The sequence below is a fragment of the Shinella sp. R2-11 genome, assembly GCF_055330205.1.
In genome coordinates, this window is sequence record NZ_JBVAPC010000002.1 from 132,000 (window position 1) to 153,973 (window position 21,974).

Annotated in this window: 22 protein-coding genes and 1 tRNA gene; 16 read left to right on the top strand and 7 right to left on the bottom strand. The window is 64.8% G+C overall.

Annotation, left to right across the window (positions count from 1 at the left end; all coding sequences use genetic code 11):
- Positions 1 to 10 precede the first annotated feature (10 nt).
- The 4 genes from surE (at position 11) to ACZ1A1_RS05310 (ending at position 4,023) form a co-directional block, all read left to right on the top strand.
- A complete protein-coding gene (gene surE / locus ACZ1A1_RS05295) occupies positions 11 to 781 on the top strand; it encodes a 5'/3'-nucleotidase SurE (protein ID WP_313195109.1) in 771 nt (256 codons plus the stop codon).
- Positions 778 to 1,434 carry a protein-L-isoaspartate(D-aspartate) O-methyltransferase gene (locus ACZ1A1_RS05300; RefSeq protein ID WP_119258361.1) on the top strand — a complete coding sequence of 219 codons (657 nt, stop codon included), beginning with the start codon at positions 778 to 780 and terminating at the stop codon, positions 1,432 to 1,434. Before surE ends, ACZ1A1_RS05300 begins: the two co-directional genes overlap by 4 nt.
- A gap of 250 nt (positions 1,435 to 1,684) precedes the next feature.
- Positions 1,685 to 2,311, top strand: a complete 627-nt coding sequence (locus ACZ1A1_RS05305; protein ID WP_313195108.1) for a biotin biosynthesis protein BioC — start codon at positions 1,685 to 1,687, stop codon at positions 2,309 to 2,311.
- A 152-nt stretch (positions 2,312 to 2,463) separates the two neighbouring features.
- On the top strand, positions 2,464 to 4,023 hold the full coding sequence (locus ACZ1A1_RS05310) for a peptidoglycan DD-metalloendopeptidase family protein (RefSeq protein WP_463619084.1): 1,560 nt from the start codon (positions 2,464 to 2,466) through the stop codon (positions 4,021 to 4,023).
- 62 nt (positions 4,024 to 4,085) lie between these two features.
- Here ACZ1A1_RS05310 and ACZ1A1_RS05315 read toward each other — a convergent pair whose 3' ends face one another.
- Positions 4,086 to 4,919, bottom strand: coding sequence for an ATP-binding protein (locus ACZ1A1_RS05315; RefSeq protein ID WP_463619523.1), 834 nt, complete (start codon positions 4,917 to 4,919; stop codon positions 4,086 to 4,088).
- 219 nt (positions 4,920 to 5,138) lie between these two features.
- Between ACZ1A1_RS05315 and yajC the strand changes: the two genes are divergently transcribed.
- The 5 genes from yajC (at position 5,139) to ACZ1A1_RS05340 (ending at position 9,856) form a co-directional block, all read left to right on the top strand.
- Positions 5,139 to 5,477 carry a preprotein translocase subunit YajC gene (yajC, locus tag ACZ1A1_RS05320; RefSeq protein ID WP_119258357.1) on the top strand — a complete coding sequence of 113 codons (339 nt, stop codon included), beginning with the start codon at positions 5,139 to 5,141 and terminating at the stop codon, positions 5,475 to 5,477.
- A gap of 91 nt (positions 5,478 to 5,568) precedes the next feature.
- Positions 5,569 to 8,076, top strand: coding sequence for a protein translocase subunit SecD (gene secD, locus ACZ1A1_RS05325; protein ID WP_463619085.1), 2,508 nt, complete (start codon positions 5,569 to 5,571; stop codon positions 8,074 to 8,076).
- The gene (locus ACZ1A1_RS05330; protein ID WP_119258355.1) at positions 8,069 to 8,455 is read left to right on the top strand and encodes an Mth938-like domain-containing protein; all 387 of its coding nucleotides are present in this window, start codon (positions 8,069 to 8,071) and stop codon (positions 8,453 to 8,455) included. Before secD ends, ACZ1A1_RS05330 begins: the two co-directional genes overlap by 8 nt.
- A gap of 20 nt (positions 8,456 to 8,475) precedes the next feature.
- Entirely contained in the window at positions 8,476 to 9,330 is an 855-nt protein-coding gene (locus ACZ1A1_RS05335) for a phytoene/squalene synthase family protein (protein ID WP_463619086.1), read from the top strand.
- Positions 9,331 to 9,400: 70 nt separating this feature from the next.
- A complete protein-coding gene (locus ACZ1A1_RS05340; RefSeq protein ID WP_463619087.1) occupies positions 9,401 to 9,856 on the top strand; it encodes a hypothetical protein in 456 nt (151 codons plus the stop codon).
- Between the two features lie 54 nt (positions 9,857 to 9,910).
- Here the strand turns inward: ACZ1A1_RS05340 and ACZ1A1_RS05345 are convergent, their stop codons facing one another.
- From ACZ1A1_RS05345 to ACZ1A1_RS05360, 4 genes are all read right to left on the bottom strand, one after another.
- Positions 9,911 to 10,369 carry a hypothetical protein gene (locus tag ACZ1A1_RS05345; RefSeq protein ID WP_463619088.1) on the bottom strand — a complete coding sequence of 153 codons (459 nt, stop codon included), beginning with the start codon at positions 10,367 to 10,369 and terminating at the stop codon, positions 9,911 to 9,913.
- A gap of 29 nt (positions 10,370 to 10,398) precedes the next feature.
- Entirely contained in the window at positions 10,399 to 11,808 is a 1,410-nt protein-coding gene (trmFO, locus tag ACZ1A1_RS05350; RefSeq protein WP_463619089.1) for a methylenetetrahydrofolate--tRNA-(uracil(54)-C(5))-methyltransferase (FADH(2)-oxidizing) TrmFO, read from the bottom strand.
- A 153-nt stretch (positions 11,809 to 11,961) separates the two neighbouring features.
- Positions 11,962 to 12,105, bottom strand: coding sequence for a DUF1127 domain-containing protein (locus ACZ1A1_RS05355; protein ID WP_119258352.1), 144 nt, complete (start codon positions 12,103 to 12,105; stop codon positions 11,962 to 11,964).
- 344 nt (positions 12,106 to 12,449) lie between these two features.
- A complete protein-coding gene (locus ACZ1A1_RS05360) occupies positions 12,450 to 12,593 on the bottom strand; it encodes a DUF1127 domain-containing protein (RefSeq protein ID WP_313195100.1) in 144 nt (47 codons plus the stop codon).
- Positions 12,594 to 13,652: 1,059 nt separating this feature from the next.
- Here ACZ1A1_RS05360 and ACZ1A1_RS05365 point away from each other — a divergent pair.
- From ACZ1A1_RS05365 to tig, 4 genes are all read left to right on the top strand, one after another.
- A complete protein-coding gene (locus ACZ1A1_RS05365) occupies positions 13,653 to 14,756 on the top strand; it encodes a DUF2157 domain-containing protein (protein ID WP_463619090.1) in 1,104 nt (367 codons plus the stop codon).
- 2 nt (positions 14,757 to 14,758) lie between these two features.
- Positions 14,759 to 15,349, top strand: coding sequence for a GDYXXLXY domain-containing protein (locus ACZ1A1_RS05370; protein WP_463619091.1), 591 nt, complete (start codon positions 14,759 to 14,761; stop codon positions 15,347 to 15,349).
- Between the two features lie 136 nt (positions 15,350 to 15,485).
- A tRNA-Leu gene (locus tag ACZ1A1_RS05375) sits at positions 15,486 to 15,570 on the top strand.
- Positions 15,571 to 15,748: 178 nt separating this feature from the next.
- Positions 15,749 to 17,224 (top strand): trigger factor, encoded by a 1,476-nt coding sequence (tig, locus tag ACZ1A1_RS05380; RefSeq protein ID WP_463619092.1) that lies wholly within the window; start codon positions 15,749 to 15,751, stop codon positions 17,222 to 17,224.
- A gap of 74 nt (positions 17,225 to 17,298) precedes the next feature.
- Here tig and ACZ1A1_RS05385 read toward each other — a convergent pair whose 3' ends face one another.
- Complete coding sequence (locus tag ACZ1A1_RS05385) at positions 17,299 to 17,934, bottom strand: glutathione S-transferase family protein (RefSeq protein WP_463619093.1); 636 nt, start codon at positions 17,932 to 17,934, stop codon at positions 17,299 to 17,301.
- Between the two features lie 112 nt (positions 17,935 to 18,046).
- Positions 18,047 to 19,261 (bottom strand): NADP-dependent isocitrate dehydrogenase, encoded by a 1,215-nt coding sequence (locus ACZ1A1_RS05390; protein WP_119258346.1) that lies wholly within the window; start codon positions 19,259 to 19,261, stop codon positions 18,047 to 18,049.
- A gap of 216 nt (positions 19,262 to 19,477) precedes the next feature.
- On the opposite strand from ACZ1A1_RS05390, the gene ACZ1A1_RS05395 reads away from it, so the two are divergent.
- The 3 genes from ACZ1A1_RS05395 to murI all read left to right on the top strand — a co-directional run bounded on the left by ACZ1A1_RS05395 (position 19,478) and on the right by murI (position 21,893).
- The gene (locus tag ACZ1A1_RS05395) at positions 19,478 to 20,053 is read left to right on the top strand and encodes a hypothetical protein (protein WP_463619094.1); all 576 of its coding nucleotides are present in this window, start codon (positions 19,478 to 19,480) and stop codon (positions 20,051 to 20,053) included.
- A 171-nt stretch (positions 20,054 to 20,224) separates the two neighbouring features.
- Positions 20,225 to 21,058, top strand: a complete 834-nt coding sequence (locus ACZ1A1_RS05400) for an RNA methyltransferase (protein ID WP_318911732.1) — start codon at positions 20,225 to 20,227, stop codon at positions 21,056 to 21,058.
- A 73-nt stretch (positions 21,059 to 21,131) separates the two neighbouring features.
- The gene (gene murI, locus ACZ1A1_RS05405) at positions 21,132 to 21,893 is read left to right on the top strand and encodes a glutamate racemase (protein ID WP_463619095.1); all 762 of its coding nucleotides are present in this window, start codon (positions 21,132 to 21,134) and stop codon (positions 21,891 to 21,893) included.
- Positions 21,894 to 21,974: the final 81 nt, after the last annotated feature.

Sequence of the window (21,974 nt, forward strand, 5' to 3'; positions counted from 1 at the left end):
GGGAGACGGAATGCGCATCCTTCTGACCAATGACGACGGTATCCATGCCGAGGGCCTTGCGGTCCTCGAGCGCATTGCACGCGAGCTGACGGACGACGTCTGGGTCGTCGCGCCCGAGACCGACCAGAGCGGCCTTGCCCATTCGCTGACGCTCTCCGAGCCGCTGCGCCTGCGCAAGATCGACGACAAGCGCTACGCGCTGCGCGGCACGCCGACCGACTGCGTCATCATGGGCGTGCGCGAAGTGCTCGACGAGAAGCCCGACCTCGTGCTGTCCGGCGTCAATGCCGGCGCCAACATGGCCGACGACGTCACCTATTCCGGCACCATCGCCGGCGCCATCGAGGGCACGTTGCAGGGCATCAAGTCCATGGCGCTCAGCCAGGCCTACAACCATGCCGGCGGCCGCGTCGTGCCGTGGGAAGTGGCGGAAAGCTTCGCGCCCAACCTCATCCGCCAGCTGATGGATGTGGAGCTGCCGGACTGGACCTTCTTCAACCTCAACTTCCCGAACTGCGCCCCCAAGGAGCTGCAGGGTGTCGAGGTGACCAGCCAGGGCAAGCTCGATTTCGGCCTGACGATCGACGAGCGCGCCGACGGCCGGGGCTTTCCCTATTACTGGCTGCGCTTCGGCGAGCGGAAGGGCGATTTCCGCGCCGGAACGGACATTCATGCGGTGAAGAACCACAAGATTTCGGTGACGCCGCTGAAGCTCGACCTCACGGACTATACCGTGCTGGATCGCGTGAAGCGCGTGCTCAACGGAAAGGGCGACGATTGAACACGGGGCGGGTGATCGAGAAGGAGGGTTTTGCCGCGCTGGCCCTGCGTCTGCGCGGTGAGGGCATCAACAATCTCGACCTCCTGACGGCCGTCGAACAGACGCCGCGCACGCTTTTCGTGCCGCCGCAATTCGCGGGCGAGGCCTATTCGAGCCGCCTCCTGCCGCTCGATTGCGGCTCCTTCATCGAAGGCATCGACCTTGCCGTCCGCCTGCTTCATCTCCTGAACCTCAAGGCCGGCCAGCGCGTGCTGGAACTCGGCACCGGCAGCGGCTTCACCGCCGCAGTCATGGGGCGCCTGACGGAACGCGTGCTGACCATCGACCGCTACCGCACGCTCGTCACCAATGCGCAGCAGTCCATCGAAAAGGCCGGCGTGCGCAATGTCATCGTGCGCCAGGCCGACGGCAGCAACGGCATGCCGGGCGAGGGGACCTTCGACCGCATCCTCGTCACCGCCGCCTTTCCCGCCCTGCCGCGCTTCTTCGCCGAACAGCTCGTCTCCGGCGGCATGCTGATCGCGCCCGTCATGGTCAGCGACACCGAGTGCCGCATGCTCAAGCTGGTCAAGACCGGCAGCCGCTTCGACCGCGAGGACCTCTTCGCGGTACCCTATCTGCCCATCGTCCCGCAGATGGCGCAGGCGCTCTAAGCCCCGTTTTCCAGCCCATTATCCGAGCCCGGCAGGCCTTTGCCCGCTGAGTCTTCGCCAAAATTCCGGCGGGAGCGCGCCATGGCGCGTCTGCGCTGCCGGGAATCCCGCCGAAAATTCAGTGCGTTAACCTTTCGTTAATAAGCGCAAGCCTCGCGCAAGCTTCGGGGCGTAGCCCGGAAACGAAGCAGAAGGTTCCACGCAGAACGCCGGTTTCCCAGTTGGTTCGGCCGTTCCAATGGAGAGGGAAATGTACGTCTCGAACAGGATCGCCAGCGGCTCGACCGGCGACAGCCTCGCATATCTTGCGACGAAGGCTGCCGGGAATGCCGTCGAGGAGAATGCCGAGGCCGCCTCCACCGCGCAGCTTGCGGGCGGCAGCTACGACCCGTCCGCCCATGTCGGCCTGTCGGTCGATGCGCTTCTGGTGCTGAGCGTCGCCAAGGAAGAGGCGACTTACAGTCAGCCTGCCCTTACCGAGGCCGAGCGCGACAATCTCGACACGACGGACCTCGAAAAGCGCGAATACGCCGCCTACGGCCATTTCCTCGACGAGGGCGACCGCAAGGCCTATTACCGCGCCTATATCGAATATTTCGACAGCATGCCGCCGCAGGACCAGCGAAGCCCCCGCTATGCCGGCACCCGCGAGCCCGCGGTCTCGGCCCTGCGCGCCATCGCCTATAACGAGAGCGCGCTCGACATGACCGCGCCAGACGCCGCGCTGAAGAATGTCGGGGAGGGCGCGGAGCCCGATATTCGCCGCGCGACGCCCATCGCGTCGATCTTCCATCCGAGCCAGGGCGACTTCGAGAATGCCGCGCGCATCGTCGGCCGCATCTCGCGCGCCGACAGCATGTACGCGACCGGTTTCTGAACGGAACGACCGCGCTTTTGCCATGGTGCGCCGGCACCATGGTTATCAATTCACCAAAAACCCGTTGCGACTGCTCCGGCTTTAACCGGGCAGTAACTCTAACGCGCTTTAATCGGTCTACATCAAAGTAGCGTACCGATTGGGTTAGTCTCATGCGTAAGAGTGTATCGCCGAGTTTTGGTAGGACTGCGACCCGCCTGATGGCGGCGGCCCTGCTGGCAAGCGTCGCGACCGGGTGCAGCTCGGACGCAAGCCGCTTCGGCGGCCTCTTCTCCAGCTCGGGTCAGGATAACATGACCACGAGCTCGGTTCCGCGCCGCACGCTCTTCGGCGGCGGTGGCGGCAATCCCGTTCCGCGCGGCGATATCGGCAACGGCGGCCAGCAATATGCCTCCGGCGGCCAGATGGGCTCACGGGGCGAGGCTCTGAACCAGCCGTTCCCCGACCAGGGCAACATCTCCTACGATCCGATCAATACGGCCACGACCAGCGGCTCCGGCACGCGCTACGCCACGACGCCGATGAGCGTCCAGCGCGGCGAGCTGACCGATCCGACCGCCGGCCGTTCGGCCGAACGTCAGGCCTCGCTCGGCCAGGACCTGCCGCACGGCAAGACAAAGTCCGTCGATACGCTCACCACGGCGACGACCAAGGGCAAGAGCAACTGGTCGACGAACAACGCGCCGGTCGTCATGTTGCGCCAAGGCGAGAGCGTCAAGACGCTCGCCAACCGCTACGGCGTGCCGGAAAAGGAAATCCTCGCCGCCAACGGCCTGAAGCGCGCCTCCGATGCCGAGCCCGGCCAGCGGATCGTCATCCCGACCTTCAGCACGACGGCAAGCGTTGCCAAGGCCTCGACCGACAGCACGCTCAAGGTCGACAACAAGCTGCCGTCGCCCGAGCGCAAGAACGGCGAGAATGTCGCGATCCTGCCGGGCACCACCACCCGCGACAAGGTGAAGTCGGAAAACGGCCAGGCCAACACCAGCCGCGCCGATGCCACTGAGGGCAACGGCAAGGGCGGCTACGAGGTCCAGCCGGGCGATTCGCTCGCCAAGATCGCGCGCAGCAACGGCGTCTCCGTCGAGGCGCTGAAGAAGGCGAACGGCATGCAGACCGCCTCCATCCGCATCGGCCAGAAGCTGGTCATTCCGGCCGGCGGCGCGGCTGTGGAAACCGTGACGGACAAGACCGTGACCGCTTCGGTTCCGGTCGCCAAGAAGATCGAGGCGACCGAGAAGAAGCCGGAAGCCTACAAGGCGCCGGTCAAGACGGTTTCGGTCACCGAGGCGACGGAAAAGTCCGACGTGACGGATGCCGCGCCCGAATCGACCGGCATCGGCAAGTATCGCTGGCCGGTACGCGGCGCGGTCATCGCCGGCTACGGCGCCAATGTCGACGGCAACCGCAATGACGGCATCGACATCTCCGTCCCGGAAGGCACGCCCATCAAGGCCGCCGAGAACGGCGTGGTCATCTATGCCGGCAGCAGCCTGAAGGAACTCGGCAACGCGGTCCTCGTGCGCCACGACGACGGCACGGTCACGGTCTACGGCCATGCCGGCGACCTGAGCGTGCAGCGCGGCCAGAAGATCCAGCGCGGCCAGACGGTCGCCACCTCCGGCATGAGCGGCAACGCCACTCGCCCGAAGGTCCATTTCGAGGTGCGCAAGAACGCCACCCCGGTCAACCCGATGACCTTCCTGGAATAGTCCGCTCCGGATCACAAAAAAGGATGCAAAGGCCCGGCTTGCCGGGCCTTTCCTGTTTCGGCCTACCTGGCGAGCGGCTTGCCGAGGCGGCCGGCGAGGTCCTGCACATATTGCCAGGCGACGCGGCCGGAGCGCGAGCCGCGCGTGGTCGCCCATTCGAGCGCTTCGGCGTGGAGCTGCTCCTTCGGCAGGTCGAGATCGAAATGGCCGGCATAGCCGTCGATCATCTCGATATATTCGGCCTGGCTGCACTTGTAGAAGCCGAGCCAGAGGCCGAATCGGTCGGAGAGCGAGACTTTCTCCTCCACGGCCTCGGAAGGATTGATCGCGGTCGACTGCTCGTTCTCGATCATGTTGCGGGGCAGGAGGTGCCGCCGGTTCGAGGTCGCATAGAGCAGAACATTGTCCGGCCGGCCTTCCACGCCGCCGTCGAGCGCCGCCTTCAGCGACTTGTAGGACGTGTCGTCATGATCGAACGACAGGTCGTCGCAGAAGATGATGACGGGGAAGGGTGTTTCCTTCAGCACGTCGAGCAGCGTCGGCAGCGTGGCGATGTCCTCGCGGTGCACCTCGATCAGCTTCAGGCCGCTGCCCGTTTCCCGCGCGGCGAGCGCATGCACGGATTTCACCAGGGACGACTTGCCCATGCCGCGCGCGCCCCAGAGCAGCACGTTGTTGGCCGGCAGGCCGCGCGCGAAGCGCACGGTATTGTCCACCAGGATGTCGCGCACATGATCGACGCCGCGGATGAGATCGATGTCGATGCGGTTGGGCCGCTTGACCGGCTGCGCGTGAAGGCGCGCGGGCGCCCAGACGAAGACGTCGGCGGCATTCCAGTCGTTGACGACGGGGGCGGGGCCGGCGAGGCGTTCCAGCGCGGCGTTGATGCGGCCCATTTCGGCCAGCAGCAGCTTGACGTGATCTTCCTGCAATGTCTCTCTCCTGATGGTTCATTGCCGGGTAGCATGCGCCGGCGGGGCGCGAAAAGGGGGAAAGTGCTTGAAAACCGAGAGCTTCCCGGTCTCGTGTGTTGCATTCAATGCCCGCTTGCCTATATTCCGGCAACCGAAATGGCCCCTCCGGCCGCGCAAAATCAAGATTTCAAGGAGTAGCTGATGTTCATTACCGAGGCCTTCGCCCAGACGGCGGCACCCGGCGCGGCAGGGGGCGGTGCAGACATCCTCATGTCGATCCTCCCGTTCCTGCTGATCTTCGTGGTGATGTATTTCCTCATTATCCGTCCGCAGCGCGCATCCATGAAGCGTCGCGAAGAGCTTCTGAAGAACATCCGCCGCGGCGATCAGGTCGTCACCGGCGGCGGCATCGTCGGCAAGGTCACCAAGGTCGTCGACGACAGCGAGCTTGAAGTCGAAGTCGCCGAAGGCGTGCGCCTGCGTGTCGTGCGCAGCGGCATCAGCGAAGTTCGCGTCAAGGGCGAACCCGTCAAGGAATGACTTGGCCTGCCGCGCGGCCGGGGATAACCTCGGCCTTGCGGCCCGACTGGTTTTCAGCCGGCATTGCCGCCGGACCTTAGTCGAGATCGCGATGCAGCAATCCGCCCGCTGGAAGACCTTACTGCTCTGGCTCGTCCTCGTGGCGAGCCTTCTTGTCATCCTGCCGAGCGTGTTGCCGGCACGCATGGCGGCCGGGCTTCCCGGCTGGCTCACGGCCCATCGACTGACGCCGGGTCTTGATCTCACCGGCGGCTCCCGCCTCGTGCTCGACGTTTCCCGCGACGACATCGCCGCCGAGCGCCTGCGCAACGCCATCGAGACGGTCGGCAACGCGCTTCGCGCCGCCGGCATCCCCTATGGCGATCTCAACGGCGCGGACGACGCGGTCGACGTGACCGTGACGGCGCCGGACCGCGTGGATGCGGCGCGCCAGACGCTGACGGGCCTCGATCTCGGCACGCTCAGCGAGCCGGAAGCCGGCCAATTCCGCATCACGCAGTCCGCCTCCGTCATCGACGACGCGGTCGCCGCCGCTTCGCTCGGCGCGGTCGATGCGGTGCGCCGGCGGGTCGAGAGCCTTCGCATTCCGTCGCTTCTGGTCACGCGCGGCGAGCGTGGCCGCATCGTCGTCTCGATGCCGGGGCTCACCGATCCGCAGCGCGTGAAGGACATGCTGGCGACGGTCGGCCGGCTTTCCGCCCGCCTCGTCGACGACAGCATGCCGGTCAATACCGCCATCGAGGACGGCCCGCCGGCCGGCTCGGAAGTGCTCTATTCCACCGGCGAGCCGCCGGTCGGCTATCTCCTGAAGCGGGACGACCTCTTCACGGCCGTCGACGTCGCATCCGCGCAGCCTGCCGCCAATGGCGAGCCCTTCGTGGAATTCGTCCTGAAGGCCGATGCGGCGGATCGCCTTGCCGCCTTCACCCGCGACAACAGCGGCCGCACCATCGCCATCCTGCTCGACGGCCAGGTGATCTCCGCCTCGCAGATCCAGAGCGCCATCGACGACGGCGTCGGTCGGCTTTCCGGCGACTTCGACGCCGAGGGCGCGGCCAATATCGCGCGCATCGTCGCCAGCGGCCCGCTGCCCGCCCAGCTGACCATCCTGGAGGAACGCTCGATCGAGCCCGCGCTCGGCACGACGTCCCTTGGCACCGTGGCGCTCGCGCTTGCCGTCGCCGTCGCCGCCGTCGTCGCCTTCATGACGTTCTTCTACGGCGTGCTGGGTGTCATCGCCTCGCTATCGCTGTTTTTCAACGTCCTCGTGACCTTCGCGGTCCTCGCGCTGGTCGGGGCTCCCGTCTCGCTCTCCATGATCGCCGGCATCGTGCTGACCGTCGGCCTTGCGGTCGATGCGAGCGTGCTGATCTTCGAGCGTATCCGCGAGGAAAGCACACGCGGCCGGTCGCTGCGCGATGCGGTCACCGTCGGCTTCGGCCGCGCCCGCACGACGGTCCTCGACGCGTCGGCGACCATGCTGATCGCCGTCGCGGTGCTCTTCTTGCTGTCCGCGGCTCCCGTCCGGGCCTTCGCGCTCGCCGTCGGCGTCGGGCTGCTGGCGACGCTCTTCACGACCTTCACGCTGACCTATGGGCTCGTGCGGGCCTGGCTCGGTCGCAGCCATCCGACGCATCTGCCCAAGGGCGTGCGCACTGGCCTCTTCGACCGGCTCAACCTGCGCTTCATGGCCGTGCGCAACGTGATCTTCCTGGGAACGGGCGCGGTCTCGCTGATCATCGCCGGTCTGCTGATCATGGACGAACTGCGCCTCGGCATCGATTTCACCGGCGGCGCGGCCGTCGAAATCCAGGCCAAGTCCGGTGCGGTCGATACGTTCGACATCTCTGCCCGGCTCACCGATGCCGGCGTTTCGGTGCAGAGCGTCGACACGCCGCGCGATCCCCGCCGCGCGCTGGTGCGCCTGACATCGCAGGGCGAGGGCGAGAATGCCGAGCAGACCTCGGTTCTGGTCGCCCGCGGCGAGCTGGAGGACGACTACGACTTCCGCCGCGTCGAGGTGGTGGGGCCGGCGATTTCCGGCGAGCTGATCGACACCGCGACGCTCGGCTTCGTGGCGGGGCTCGTTGCGCTCGTCGCCTATATCTGGATCCGCTTCGAATGGCATTTTGCTATCGGCGCGGTGATCGCGCTGGCGCATGACGTGTTCTTCACGCTCGGTTTCCTCGCGGTCGCCAATATCGAGTTCAACATCAGCGCCGTCGCCGCGCTCCTGACGGTCGCCGGCTATTCGCTGAACGACACGATGGTCGTCTACGACCGGATCCGCGAGAACCTCCGGCACTTCAAGCGCATGCCGCTGCCGCTCATCATCGACGATGCGATCAACCGCACGCTCTCGCGCACGGTGCTGACCTCCGCGACGACGCTGATCGCGCTTGCCGCGCTCGCCTTCTTCGGCGGCGAGGCGATCCGCACTTTCGCGCTGACGCTGCTCTTCGGGGTGGCAATCGGCACCATTTCCTCTATCTACATTGCCGGACCGATCCTCATTCTGTTCCGCCTCCGGCCGGAGCGCTATCGCCCCGGCAAGGGTGGCGCCGGACCGGTCACGGAAGCGACGGGAGCCAATGGCTAAGGGCATCGAAATCCGGGAGGCGCATTTCCCCGGGCGTGCGCCGATCGACGCATATGGCAATGGCGGCTTCCGCTTTGCCGACATGTCGCATCGCGGCTCCATCCTCTGCCTGCCCTCGGGCATCCACGGCTGGGACAAGACCGAAGAGACGCCGCTGACGCTGGCCGATCTCGAACGCGTGCTGGACGAGGCGGGCGAGATCGAGGTGCTGCTCGTCGGCACCGGCAAGGAAATCCGCCCGCTTTCGCCGGAAATCAAGGCGGCGCTGCGCGAGCGCCGGATCAGCTCCGACCCGATGAGCACCGGCGCGGCCGTGCGCACGTTCAACGTCATGCTGGCCGAGAGCCGGGCGGTCGCCGCCGCGCTCATCGCCGTTTGAACCGAAGGCGGTTTGCGGACGTGACCGACAAGAGACAAGACGACTATGCCCATTGCCTGGCGGCGCTTCGCGACACCGACCGCGACCGCTACCTCGCCTGCCTGCTGGCTCCGCCGGAAAAGCGCGGAAGCCTTGCCGCGCTCTATGCCTTCAATGCGGAGATCGCGCGCGTGCGCGACGTGGTGCGCGAGGCGTTGCCCGGCGAAATCCGCCTGCAATGGTGGCGCGATCTTCTGGAAGGCGGGGCCGATGGCGACGCCATGGCCAATCCGCTCGCCGCGGCGCTGGTGGCCTGCGTCAAGGAACACAGCCTGCCGGTCGCCGTGCTGACGGACATGATCGAGGCGCGCATCTTCGATCTCTACAACGACCCGATGGAAAGCCGCGCCTCGCTGGAAGGCTATGCCGGCGAGACCGCGTCGGCACTGATCCAGCTCGCAAGCCTCATCCTCGATCCGCAGAACGCGCCGAAATCGGCGGAAGCGGCCGGCCATGCCGGCGTGGCGCAGACGATTGCCGGCACCCTGCTCATGCTGCCGATCCATCGCAGGCGCGGGCAGGTCTACCTGCCGGCCGATCTCCTGGCCGCGACCGGCCTGACGCCGGAGGCCCTCCTGGCCGGCAGCGACAAGGCCGCCGCCGGCCGTGCGGTGGAAGCCTTCATCGGCCTTGGCCGCGATCACCTCGCCAAGGCGCGCGCGGCAAACGGCGTGTCGCCCGCCAATCGCCCGGCCTTTTTGCCGGTCGCGCTCGTTTCGCCTATACTGGCGGCGGCGGAAAAGGCAGGCGCCGCGGCGCTCGACCGTTCCCTCCAGCCGCCCCAGTGGCGGCGGCAATGGTGGATGTGGCGGGCCCTGCGCCGCGGGCCGTTCTGAACGGACGCAAAACTGGCGCAAGCCTTGTAGGCTACAGCGGCGAAACGTTTTCCGTGGAGGAGTAGAGTCGATGCTCTGGACCGTCACCATCGCCTGCCTGCTGCTGGCGGGCCTGATCTTCCGTCAGCGTTTCCGCAAGCGCAACGAAGAGCCGGAAATGGCGGGGGAGAATGCCGGCCTCGCGATCCTGGAATTCGGTCGCGCCTTTCCGGGCGAGGCGATCCGCGAGGTGATCACCACCGCCAACGGCCGCACGGTCTTCCTGAGGCTGCATGACGGCAAGGCGGGCTGCATGCACGCGCATGGCCACCACTATTCCTGCCACCTGATCGAGCCGGGCGCCGTGCGCGTTGCCGGCGCCGGGCTGAAGCGCCTGACGATCGAATTCGCCAATGCCTCCTTCGAGGGCGGTCTGTTCGAATTCCGCGACGAGAAGCAGGCCGCCGAGGTGTCGCTCTGGATGCTCGGCAGCTTCATGCCGGGCATCGTCGCGCAGAACAACCGGACGGCCGGACAGCCGACCTAATTCCCGTGCAAAGACCTGTTGATCCGCGGGATCAGGCTCGGGCTGGCCAACTGGTTATCCGTCATTCACGGGGGGGCGGTCCAAAGCCCATGACGTGATCGGAGCCTCCCCGGCTCGGACGTCTTTGTAGGCCGAGCTGATCTTCCTTAGCACCGTCTCGTCGTCCGTATCGATCTCGTAGAACGTGCTGTCGACGGCCCGGATTATGAGCCATGTCTTGTCTAGCTGCGTGGGTGCGGAAGCGACGAACTCTCCCCAGATGACCTGCCGCGTATTATCAGCCAAGGCTGCTAAATCGAAACCTGAAAGCCGGGCGTTGCCCTGCGCCAATTCTTCCAGCTGTTCGCCGCCTTCACCCGTTGCCTCGAAGTGTTCGAGCCCAGCTTTGGAGAACTTGACTGTCGAAACAATCCAATTTGCTTCCAGTGACCGAGGGGCCAAAAGTCGCAACAAGTCTTTGAGATCAAGCGCAAGGACGTGTTCCTTGAGATCATAAATCCTAAGAGTTGCCATGGCGTCCCCCTAAGCCAAAGACCTACCGGTCAGCGCCCGAGCCAGCGGGCGCAGTCTTCGAGGGCGCGGGCTGCCGTCGCCTGCTTCTTGGCGAGCGCCTTGTCCTTGCCGCGGAAACGCTTCATCCCCTCCGGTCTCGTAACCGCCCCCGGCTCCAGCGGCGGAAACAGGCCGAAATTGACGTTCATCGGCTGGAAGGAGCGTTTGCCCAGCTCGTCGTCGGAGACGATGTGGCCGCCGGTGATGTGGTTCAGCAGCGCGCCGAAGGCCGTCGTTTCCGGCGGCAGCGACGGCGTTTCGCCGCGGCGCTCGGCGGAGGCGAAGCGGCCGGCCAGGAGGCCGATGCTCGCGCTTTCCACATAGCCCTCGCAGCCGGTGATCTGGCCGGCAAAGCGCAGGCCCGGCCGGCCCTTCAGCGCCAGCGAAGGATCGAGCAGCGTCGGCGAGTTGATGTAGGTGTTGCGGTGCAGGCCGCCGAGGCGGGCGAATTCCGCATTTTCGAGACCGGGGATGAGGCGGAAGATCTCGGCCTGCGCACCGTATTTCAGCTTCGTCTGGAAGCCGACCATGTTGTAGAGCGTGCCGAGCGCGTTGTCCTGGCGCAACTGCACGACGGCGTAGGGCTTGACGGTCGGATTATGCGCATTGGTGAGGCCCATGGGCTTCATCGGACCGTGGCGCAGCGTCTCGCGGCCGCGTTCGGCCATCACCTCGATCGGCAGGCAGCCGTCGAAATAGGGCGTGCCTTCCCATTCCTTGAAGCCGGTGGTGTCGCCGGCGATCAGCGCGTCGATGAAGGCATTGTACTGCGCCTCGTCCATCGGGCAGTTGATATAGTCCTTGCCCGTGCCGCCGGGACCGACCTTGTCGTAGCGCGACTGGTACCAGCAGATATCCATGTCGATGCTGTGCGTATGGACGATCGGCGCGATGGCGTCGAAGAAAGCCAGCGAATCGGCACCCGTGCGCGCCTGGATGGCCTCGGCGAGCGAGGGCGCGGTGAGGGGGCCTGTGGCGATGATCGCCTGGTCCCAGTCCTCCGGCGGCAGGCCAGTCACTTCCTCGCGCGTGACGGTGATCAGAGGATGGCTTTCTAGCGCGGCCGTCACGGCGACGGAAAAGCCCTCGCGGTCGACGGCGAGCGCCCCGCCGGCCGGCACCTGGTTGGCATCGGCCGAGCGCATGATCAGCGAGCCGGCAAGCCGCATCTCCGCATGCAGTACGCCGACGGCATTGCTGGTCGCATCGTCCGAGCGGAAGGAATTGGAGCAGACGAGCTCGGCAAGGCCGTCCGTCTTGTGGGCATCCGTGCCGCGCACGCCGCGCATTTCGTGCAGGATGACAGGAATGCCGGCTTCGGCGATCTGCCAGGCGGCTTCGGAGCCGGCAAGGCCGCCGCCGATGACATGGATGGGGCTGAAGGAAGAGGTCTTTGTCATGGCGGTTCGTTACCATGGCGGCCGGCGCATTCCAAGGAAAAGCGCCGGCCGCCTTTTCATGAGCCCGGAATCGAAAACGGCACCATGCGGTGCCGTTTGAAGTGTTCCTCGCGCGTCGCCGTTTCCGGCCGCAGCGGCGGAAACCAGCGATGCTTAGCGGAACGAACGCGAAGCGATGTCGCGGATGTCGTAGCGGGTCAGGCCGATGTCCGAGAGCGTGTGGTTCGACAGGTTGCCGAGTTCGTTCAGGGTGCGGCGGTAGGAAATCCAGTTCTTTGCAATGCGGATCGGGTTCATGGTCTCTTCCTCGAAGTGTTTGGCCGGGAGGTCCGTCTCACCGGTTCGTGACGCCTATATAGGCGACATCCGTGTTAATGTGCAGTGCAAAGAAAATGCAGCTGCTATGCATTTGTGCAATAAGACGACCATGGAAGAGGCATTTGCCGGACCTGCATGCGGAAGAGGCGGAAAGTGACGCCATTTCAGACAAATAGCAATTTCCGTGGCTATAAGGCCGGCCTGCTTCATTTGTCGCGGATGGGAAAAAGCGAAATTGTGCGGCGCAAAAAGACGCGCAAAGCAAAACGCCCTCCGGCGGGAGCCGAAGGGCGTTCGAAATGGATCCGGATGGATCGGCCGGCTTACTTGGCGGCCTTGCGGGCGATATACGGGATATCGCTGCGGCCGATGCCGAGGTCGCGGAGTTCACGGTCCGTCATGCGGCCGAGTTCGTTGACGGTCTGACGGTACTTGCGCCAGTTGTTGAAAGAGCGTGCCAGGTTCATGTCTTTACCCCTTTCTGGGCTTCCTGCTGGGCGGCCGCTCGTCCTTGGCGCCGCCCCGATCTGATGATCTGGAATATACGCTGCATTGCCGAAATGAACAGCGCTCGAATAGCACGGCACCTATGCGTTTTACGCATGTCAAGCAGAAATTTCGGCGAAATTCTGGCTAAATTCCGGGCTCGTGCCACAAAGGTAAACGAAGCCATGCGTCGAGCTATGAGTGCAGCGCAAAAAGCAACGCCCGCCGGGGGAGGAGGTCCGGCGGGCGTTGCTGGTCTCGATTGGCGGCTTGGGAGGAGGAGAGACCGCCAATCCTGTCGGGGACGTTGGGAGGAGGAGATCGTCGCCCGACCGATGAGGACTATATAGATCCGGCCATCGCGGCGCGGTAGGGCCCGGTTGGAATGGCACCCATGCGCGCGGCGCATGTATTGCGCAAGGATTGGGCATTTGCCTCGAACGTGCGGGCCGGCCTCATCGATTTTTCAGGAAAACGTTGCGGTTTCGGCCGCCCGCCATGCGCAGGGCGCAAAAATAACGCCCGCTGGGGGAGGAGATCCAGCGGGCGTCATAATGATGACTGGCAACTGGGAGGAGGAGTGTTGCCAATCGTATCGGAGAGACGCTGGGAGGAGGAGTGCGTCGCTCCGAATTCCTGTCGAACTCCGTTTCCGGAGTATCGGGTCCGAGGCATCATGCCGGGCGTTCGACCAGTTCGCCCCCGTCCATCCGTCGCCTCAAGGGCGCCTGATTTCCGGTCTGGATCATCTCTGATCCGATGTCTGAACTATAGCTGCGATTCCCGATTTTGTGCAGTGCAATATGAGCATGGATGATATGCGTGTGCTGCATGTCGTCGGTCGCGAGCCGAAAGGCCTTCTCTTGCTAAATCTGCCAGAGATTTCTTTATGTCCGGTTAACCGTGAAGGCGGGCTCCGCGTCGCGGGTAAAATACATCGGAATTTTGGATTTTCGCGCGGATTGCGAATTTCTGCCGACCCTATATCGTTTCTGAGGGGCAGGAATGGAAATTCGAAGATCGAAGGGAACGGTGAGCGGATGTACAGGGGCAGGCTCGAGCGCGATCTCAAACACTGGACGGCGCAGGGCCTGATCGACGCCGCGACGGCCGGCAGCCTGCTTCGCGAATACGATTCCCGCGAAAGCGCCTTCAGCCTCGGGCGCGTGCTGATGATCATCGCGGCCCTTCTCGTCTCCGCCGCCGTGCTGCTGCTCGTCGCTGCCAACTGGGAGGCGATTCCCCGCCTTGTTCGCCTTATCGGCATCGTGGCGGTGATCTGGGGGGCCTATCTTGCCGGCGGCCTCCTGATCCTTCGCGGGGCGGAGCGGTTCGCCGGCGCCTTCCTGATCCTCGGCACGCTAGCCTTCGGCGGCGCCATTGCGCTGGTCGGGCAGATGTATCACCTGTCCGGCGATGCGTTCCAGGCGGCGCTCGTCTGGTTCGCCGGCGCGGTGGTGGCCGCCGTGCTCTTCCGCTCCGGCGCCGTCGCCGCCGTCGCCGGCTTCCTCGCCTTCGTCGTGGCGAGCGCCGACTGGAGCCAGTCCACCAGCGTCGACAACAACGTGCTGCTCTGGCTGATGCCGCTGATGGCCGTGATCGTCATCCTGCTCGTGCGCTATACGGGTGCCGACCGCGTCCGCCACCTTGCCTATCTGCTGCTCGTCGTCTGGCTCGCCTATCTCTACGGAGAGAACGAGACCCCCGCGACCGCCATCGCGATCGCCGCCTTCGGCGCGGTCGCCTATCTCGCCGCCGCCCTGCCGCAGTCGCCGCTTCACGTGCTTGCCCGCGGCGCCGGGGCCGCGCCCGCCTTCTATGCCTATCTCGTGCTGCTGCTCGGCCTTCTCGTGCTGCATTCCGAATTCGACAGCGTGGAGCAGCGGCTTGTCGTCGGCATCGTCACGCTCGGCGCCGCCATTCTCGGCATCGCGCTCTCCGGCAAGGAGAACGGCGCGGTGCGCTATCTCGGCTATGCCGCCTTCGCCGCCGAGACGCTCTATCTCGCATCCGAGACGATCGGCTCGATCATCGGCACGTCCGGCTTCTTCCTCGTCGCGGGGCTTGTCGTCGCGCTCATCGCCTTCGCGGTGATCACGCTGGAACGGCGCCTTTCCCATGCCGGAACGAAGGCGGAGGCCTGAACATGACCGCATCCCGCTTCTTCCGCCTCCCGCCGCTCGTCGCCGCCATCGTCGTCGCCGCGCTGCAGACGGCCGTCATCGGCTATATGGTCGAGAGCCGCGCCGCCATCCTGCGCAACGGCGCGGATATCCGCCTGAAGACCATGCCGGTCGATCCGCGCGACCTGCTGCGCGGCGACTATGTGACGCTTTCCTATCCCGTCTCGACCATTCCGAAATCGATCGTCACCGGCGCCGTTCCGCAAAGCGGCGCGCGCGTGCGCCTCGACGTCCGCGTCAGGCCCGGCGCCGATGGGCTCTGGACGGCGACGGAGGCGAGTTTCGCCGGCCTCGCTCCGCAGGAAGGCAGCGTCGTGCTGCGCACGCAGCCCTTCGAGATTTACTCCTCCGTTGACGGCGAGCTTCCCGACACGCTCTTCGTCCAGTACGGCATCGAGCGCTATTACGTACCGGAGGGCGAGGGCAGGGCGCTGGAGAACGCCCGCAACGCGGAGGAGCTCGAGGTCGAGGCGCGCGTCGCCAAGGACGGCACGCCGCAGATCGCCCGGTTGATCCTGAAGGGCGAGCCGGTCTACGACGAGCCGCTCTATTGAGGCGAGAAGGGCCGGGACAGCGGCTTTTCGGCCACATTTTTCCTTTGATCCGCGGAAAACGGGTGATATAGAGACGCCGCGCTCGGAAGGCGCCACGGGAGCGGCCTTGCCCCCTGTGGCAAGAGGTTTCTGAGACGCGGGTATGGTGAAATTGGTAGACACGCCAGATTTAGGTTCTGGTGCCGCAAGGCGTGGGAGTTCAAGTCTCTCTACCCGCACCAGAGCCACCAGACGTGGAAATGGAGGTTTCCGCGTCGTGTGGAGCATTGAGAGCGCCATTTTGCTTGCCAAAAGGCCACCGAATTCAGTAAAGCCACTGCCGGCAAATGGACCGGCGGGGTGCTCGCCATAACCGGAAGGCCGGTTTGAGCACCGCCAACTCGAAATGAAGGTTTGAACATGCAGGTTATCGAAACGCTCGCTGAAGGGCTGAAGCGCGAAATCAAGGTCGTCATCCCGGCCAAGGACATGGAAGCTCAGATGAACGAGCGTCTTGAAGACGTGAAGGGCCGTGTCCGCATCAACGGCTTCCGTCCGGGCAAGGTGCCGTTCGCACATCTCAAGAAGATGTACGGCAAGTCCGTCATGGCCGAGCTGGTCAACGAGATCGTCCGCGACCGTCCGTCCGCGATTCTCTCCGAGCGCGGCGAAAAATCCGCCACGCAGCCGGAAGTCGCGATGACCGAGGACCAGGCCGAAGCGGAAAAGATCCTCAACGGCGAAGCCGATTTCGAGTTCACGCTCTCCTACGAAGTCATCCCGGCCATCGAGCTGAAGGACAATTCCGGTATCGCCGTCACGCGCGAAGTCGTCGACGTCGACGCCAAGGAAGTCGACGAGCAAATCCTCAAGATCGCCGAAAGCGCCCGTTCCTACGAGACGAAAAAGGGCAAGGCCGCCGACGGCGACCGCGTCACCATCGACTATCTCGGCAAGGTCGACGGCGTTCCCTTCGACGGCGGCAAGGACGAGGACGCCGAGCTCGTCCTCGGCTCCAACCGCTTCATCCCGGGCTTCGAAGAGCAGCTCGTCGGCCTGAAGGCCGGTGACGAGAAGGTCATCACCGTCACCTTCCCGGCCGACTACCCGGCCGCCAACCTTGCCGGCAAGGAAGCCACCTTCGACATCAACGTCAAGGAAGTCGCCGCAGCCGCCCACATCGAGATCAACGACGAGCTGGCTTCCAAGCTCGGCCTCGAATCGGCCGACAAGCTGCGCGAGATCGTCCGCGGCCAGATCGAAAGCCAGTACGGCTCGGTCACCCGCCAGAAGGTCAAGCGTCAGATCCTCGACCAGCTCGACGAGATGTACAAGTTCGACACGCCGGAACGCCTGGTCGACGCCGAGTTCGAGAACATCTGGCGCCAGATCAACACGGACCTCGCCCAGTCCGGCAAGACCTTCGCCGACGAAGACACGACGGAAGAAGCCGCTCGCGAGGAATATCGCAAGCTCGCCGAACGCCGCGTCCGCCTCGGCCTCGTCCTCTCGGAAATCGGCGAGAAGGCCGGCGTCCAGGTCTCGGACGAAGAGATGCAGCAGTCGCTCTTCCAGCAGCTCCGCCAGTTCCCGGGCCAGGAAAAGCAGATTCTCGAATACTTCCAGAAGACCCCTGGCGCCGCCGCTTCGCTGCGCGCCCCGATCTTCGAAGAGAAGGTCGTCGATCACCTGCTCGGCGAGATCAAGGTAACGGACAAGACCGTTTCCAAGGACGAACTGATGGCTGACGACGAAGAGGGTTCCGAAAAGGAAGCCAAGAAGGCCGCGCCGAAGAAGAAGGCTGCCGCCAAGGCCGAAGCTGCGGAAGGCGAGGAAGCCGCTCCGAAGAAGAAGGCCCCGGCCAAGAAGAAGGCCGCCGAAGGCGACGCCGAGTAATCGGCTCCATCCCATCGCATACGGAAAGGCCGCCCATCGGGCGGCCTTTTTGCTTCAGGTAACAAAAACCCTGGTCAGCCCTTCGCCGCCTGGAGCTGGCGATGCATCTCCTCGTCGTCGAGGGCGGTTGCCTTGATATGGGCGGGGCGGTCCTTCAGGCGGTCCCAATAGGCCCTGAATTCCGGCCGGTCTTCCAGCGAGCCGAATTGCAGGCCCCAGCTGATATGCGAGCCGACATAGACGTCGGCGGCCGTGAATGTGTCGCCGGCAATGTAGGGATGGCGGGTGACGGCGAAGGAGAGGGTATCCAGCGCTGTCCCGTAGCTGCCGCAGCCGAGGGCGCGCTGGCGCTCCTGCGGCACCTCCATGCCGAAGGCTTTGAGCGAGACGGCCGTTTCGAGCGGCCCGGCCGCGAAGAACAGCCAGCGGTAATAATCGCCGCGCCGGTCCGTCGGCGGGGCGAGCCCGGCCTCGGGGAAGGCGTCCGCCATATAGGCGCAGATCGCGGCGGCTTCCGTGACGATCGTCTTGCCATGGCGGATGGCGGGCACCTTGCCCATGGGATTGACCGCAAGATAGTCCGGCGCCTTGATCGAACCCTCGAAGGTCAGCCACTCGACGCTGTAGGGTGCGCCGACCTCCTCCAGCATCCAGCGGGCGATGCGCCCGCGCGACATGGGGTTGCTGTAGAGTACCAGTTCCTCGGCCATGACATCCTCCTCTGCATGCGGTGTGCGGGAGAATAGGGCCGGAGGAGAGGCGTGCAAGTCTGGGCAAAGAAAAAGCCCGGCGCTGGGGCCGGGCTTTTCTCTATCGGTTGGCTCAGGCGGCCATGGCCTTGCGGAGGTTTTCGTCGATCTTGTCGAGGAAGCCGGTGGTGGAGAGCCACGGCTGGTCGGGACCGATGAGGAGCGCGAGGTCCTTGGTCATGAAGCCGGCTTCGACCGTGTCGACGCAGACGCGTTCCAGCGTCTCGGAGAACCTGGCGAGCTCCGCATTGCCGTCGAGCTTGGCGCGGTGGGCAAGGCCACGGGTCCAGGCGAAGATCGAGGCGATGGAGTTGGTCGAGGTTTCCTCGCCCTTCTGGTGCTGGCGGTAGTGGCGCGTCACCGTGCCGTGCGCAGCTTCCGCTTCGACCGTCTTGCCGTCCGGCGTCATCAGGACCGAGGTCATCAGGCCGAGCGAGCCGAAGCCCTGGGCCACGATGTCGGACTGCACGTCGCCGTCGTAGTTCTTGCAGGCCCAGACATAGCCGCCGGACCACTTGAGCGCCGAGGCCACCATGTCGTCGATCAGGCGATGCTCGTACCAGAGCTTGGCTTCCTTGAACTTGTCGGCGAATTCGGCGTCGAAGACCTGCTGGAAGATATCCTTGAAGCGGCCGTCATAGACCTTGAGGATGGTGTTCTTGGTGGAGAGGTACACCGGCACCTTGCGCTGCAGGCCGTAGTTGAACGATGCGCGGGCGAATTCGGTGATCGAATCGTCGAGGTTGTACATGCCCATGGCGACGCCGGCGGACGGCGCGTCATAGACCTCGTATTCGATCTCCTTGCCGTCCTCGCCGATGAACTTCATCATCAGCTTGCCCTTGCCGGGGAACTTGAAGTCGGTGGCGCGGTACTGGTCGCCGAAGGCGTGGCGGCCGACGATGATCGGCTTGGTCCAGCCGGGCACGAGGCGCGGCACGTTCTTGCAGATGATCGGCTCGCGGAAGATGACGCCGCCGAGGATGTTGCGGATCGTGCCGTTCGGCGACTTCCACATCTTCTTCAGCTTGAATTCCTCGACGCGGGCTTCGTCCGGCGTGATGGTGGCGCACTTGACGCCGACGCCGTGCTTCTTGATGGCGTTGGCCGCGTCGATCGTCACCTGGTCGTCGGTGGCGTCGCGGTTTTCCATGCCGAGGTCGTAATATTCGAGGTCGATATCAAGGTAGGGGTGGATCAGCTTGTCCTTGATGAACTGCCAGATGATGCGCGTCATCTCGTCGCCGTCGAGTTCGACGACGGGGTTGGCGACCTTGATCTTTGCCATGGGAACCTCGTGTTTTCTGAGGGGCTGGGCGCCCCGGATCGTGGACTTGAAAGAACCGCTTGGCCCTATAGCACTCGCGGCCGGGAAGGCAAAGCCGACCAATGGATGAGGCGGTTTATTTTCGCGGGCGGGCGGAATAAGTTTTGCCACGATTCCGTCTCAGGAAGGTCTGCCCGCGGTTGGCGCCCGGGCCTTCCGCCACCAATGGAGAATGCGATGTCGCGTTTCGGTCTGGCTGCGCTTGCCCTTCTGCTTCCCCTGTCCGCCGAGGCGGCCGATTTCAAGGCGCCGGTCGCCGAAATCATGTCCGCGGCGACCAGCAACTGGCAAGACATGGGAACGGACAACGACAATCCGCCGCCCTATACGGATTATTTCAGCGAGGATTTCCTGACGCGCCTCTACAGCAAGGATTTCGTCGCGAAATACCGGGAAGCCGCAAAATATCCGGCCTACGAGGACGGCGGCTCGCCCTTCGACTACGATCCGATCATCGGCGGGCAGGATGGCTGCGCTCTCAAGGATGTCGTGACGACCGAAGGCCAGCCGGCGAACGGCGCGGAGGACGTCACCGTCACCTTCGACAACAGCCATTGCTTCGGCGAGCGCGCCTCGGACTGGCAGCCGGAGAAGCTGGTCTTCAAGGTGGTCGAGGAGGATGGCCGGGCCGTCATCGACGATATCGAGCGCACCAGCTTCGAGGAGGGCGCTTCGCTCAAGAAGGAACTTGAGCAGATCGCCGAGGAAGGACCGAACGGCGGAGCCGGCAGCGCTGCCGAAAATCCGGACTGAGTGCCGCGCGCACTTTTCATTTCGGGCCGCTTGTGTCAGTGAGACCCCGAATTTCTAGGGCATTTCCAGAAAAAGTGCGCAGCGGTTTTGCGTTCGGAAATGCGGCAAACAAAAAGGTAGAGCGTTTTCGCGATTCGGAGAAAAGCGAAAATGCTCTGGGGATATTTGGGCATGGCAGGCACGAACAGTGAACGCACGCTGATCGCCGAAGGACCGGCGATCATCCTCGTTCATCCGCAACTGGGCGAAAACATCGGCATGGTGGCGCGCGCCATGGCGAATTTCGGGCTGGCGGAACTGCGCCTCGTCAACCCGCGCGACGGCTGGCCGAGCGAGAAGGCGATCTCCGCCGCCAGCAAGGCAGATCACGTCATCGAGGCCGCCAAGGTCTATCCCTCGCTGGAGGAGGCCGTCTCCGACCTCGAATTCGTCTATGCCACCACGGCGCGCGACCGCTACGGCTACAAGGAGGTGCGCTCCCCGGTCGTCGCCGCTGATGACCTGCGCACGCGCTTCCGGGCCGGGCAGAAGACCGGCATCCTCTTCGGCCGCGAGCGCACGGGCCTCACCAACGAGGAGATCGCGCTCGCCGACGAGCTGGTGACCTTCCCGGTCAATCCCGCTTTCGCCTCGCTCAATCTCGCCCAGGCCGTGCTCCTCATGAGCTACGAGTGGATGAAGAGCGGCCTTGCCTCCGTCGAGGACACGCCCTTCGACGCGCTGCCGCAGCGCCCGGCCAAGAAGGAAGAGTTGCAGGGGCTCTTCGACCATGTGGAGGAGACGCTGGATGCGCGCGGCTACTTCCGCCCTGCCGAAAAAAAGCCCAAACTGGTGGAGAACCTGCGCGCCATCCTGACGCGTCCTTCCTTCACCGGCACGGAGATCCAGGTCTTGCGCGGCATCGTCTCCTGCCTCGATCGCTTCACGCGGGAATCGCCGCGCGGTGCGACCAATCCCAACCGCACCCGCAACCGCCGGCCCAAGGTGCCCCGTGACGTCGAATAGAACATTTCCAGAAAAAGTGGGAACCGGTTTTTCGTCCGGAAATGTGATCGAACAAGGCGCGAAACCCATCCTGATGTTCGACAGCGGCATCGGCGGCCTCACCGTGCTGCGCGAGGCCCGCGTGCTGATGCCGGAGCGGCATTTCACCTATGTCGCCGACGATGCCGGCTTTCCCTATGGCGGCTGGGAAGAGCCGGCGCTGAAGGCGCATATCGTCGAGCTCTTCGGCAAGCTCCTGAACGAGCACGACCCGGAAGTCTGCGTCATCGCCTGCAACACCGCCTTCACGCTGGTCGGCGCGGACCTGCGCGCCGCCTTTCCGCACATGCCCTTCGTCGGCACCGTGCCGGCCATCAAGCCCGCCGCCGAGCGCACGCGCTCCGGTCTCGTCTCGGTGCTCGCGACACCCGGCACGGTCAAGCGCGCCTATACGCGCGACCTCATCCAGTCCTTCGCCAGCCAGTGCGACGTCCGCCTCGTCGGCTCGGAAAGCCTCGCGCGCATGGCCGAGGCCTATATCCGCGGCGAGGGCCTTTCCGACCAGGCGGTGCGCAGCGAGATCATTCCCTGCTTCGTCGACGAGATGGGCCGCAAGACCGATATCGTCGTGCTCGCCTGCACGCATTATCCCTTCATGGCGAACCTCTTCCGCAAGCTCGCCCCCTGGCCGGTCGACTGGCTCGACCCCGCCGAAGCCATCGCCCGCCAGACCCGCCGCCTCGTCCCACCGCTGGAAAGCATCCCGCCCGGCGAGGACATCGCCGTCTTCACCTCCGGCCGGCTGGATTTCGCGACGTGCCGGCTGATGCAGGGTTTCGGGCTGCGCGTCGTCTGACGCGGCATTCCTGTGGGTTTTTCAAAAGCCGGGGGCGACGGGCGCGGTTTTCGTGTTAGGGCTTGCCGGCCCGGCGGCGGC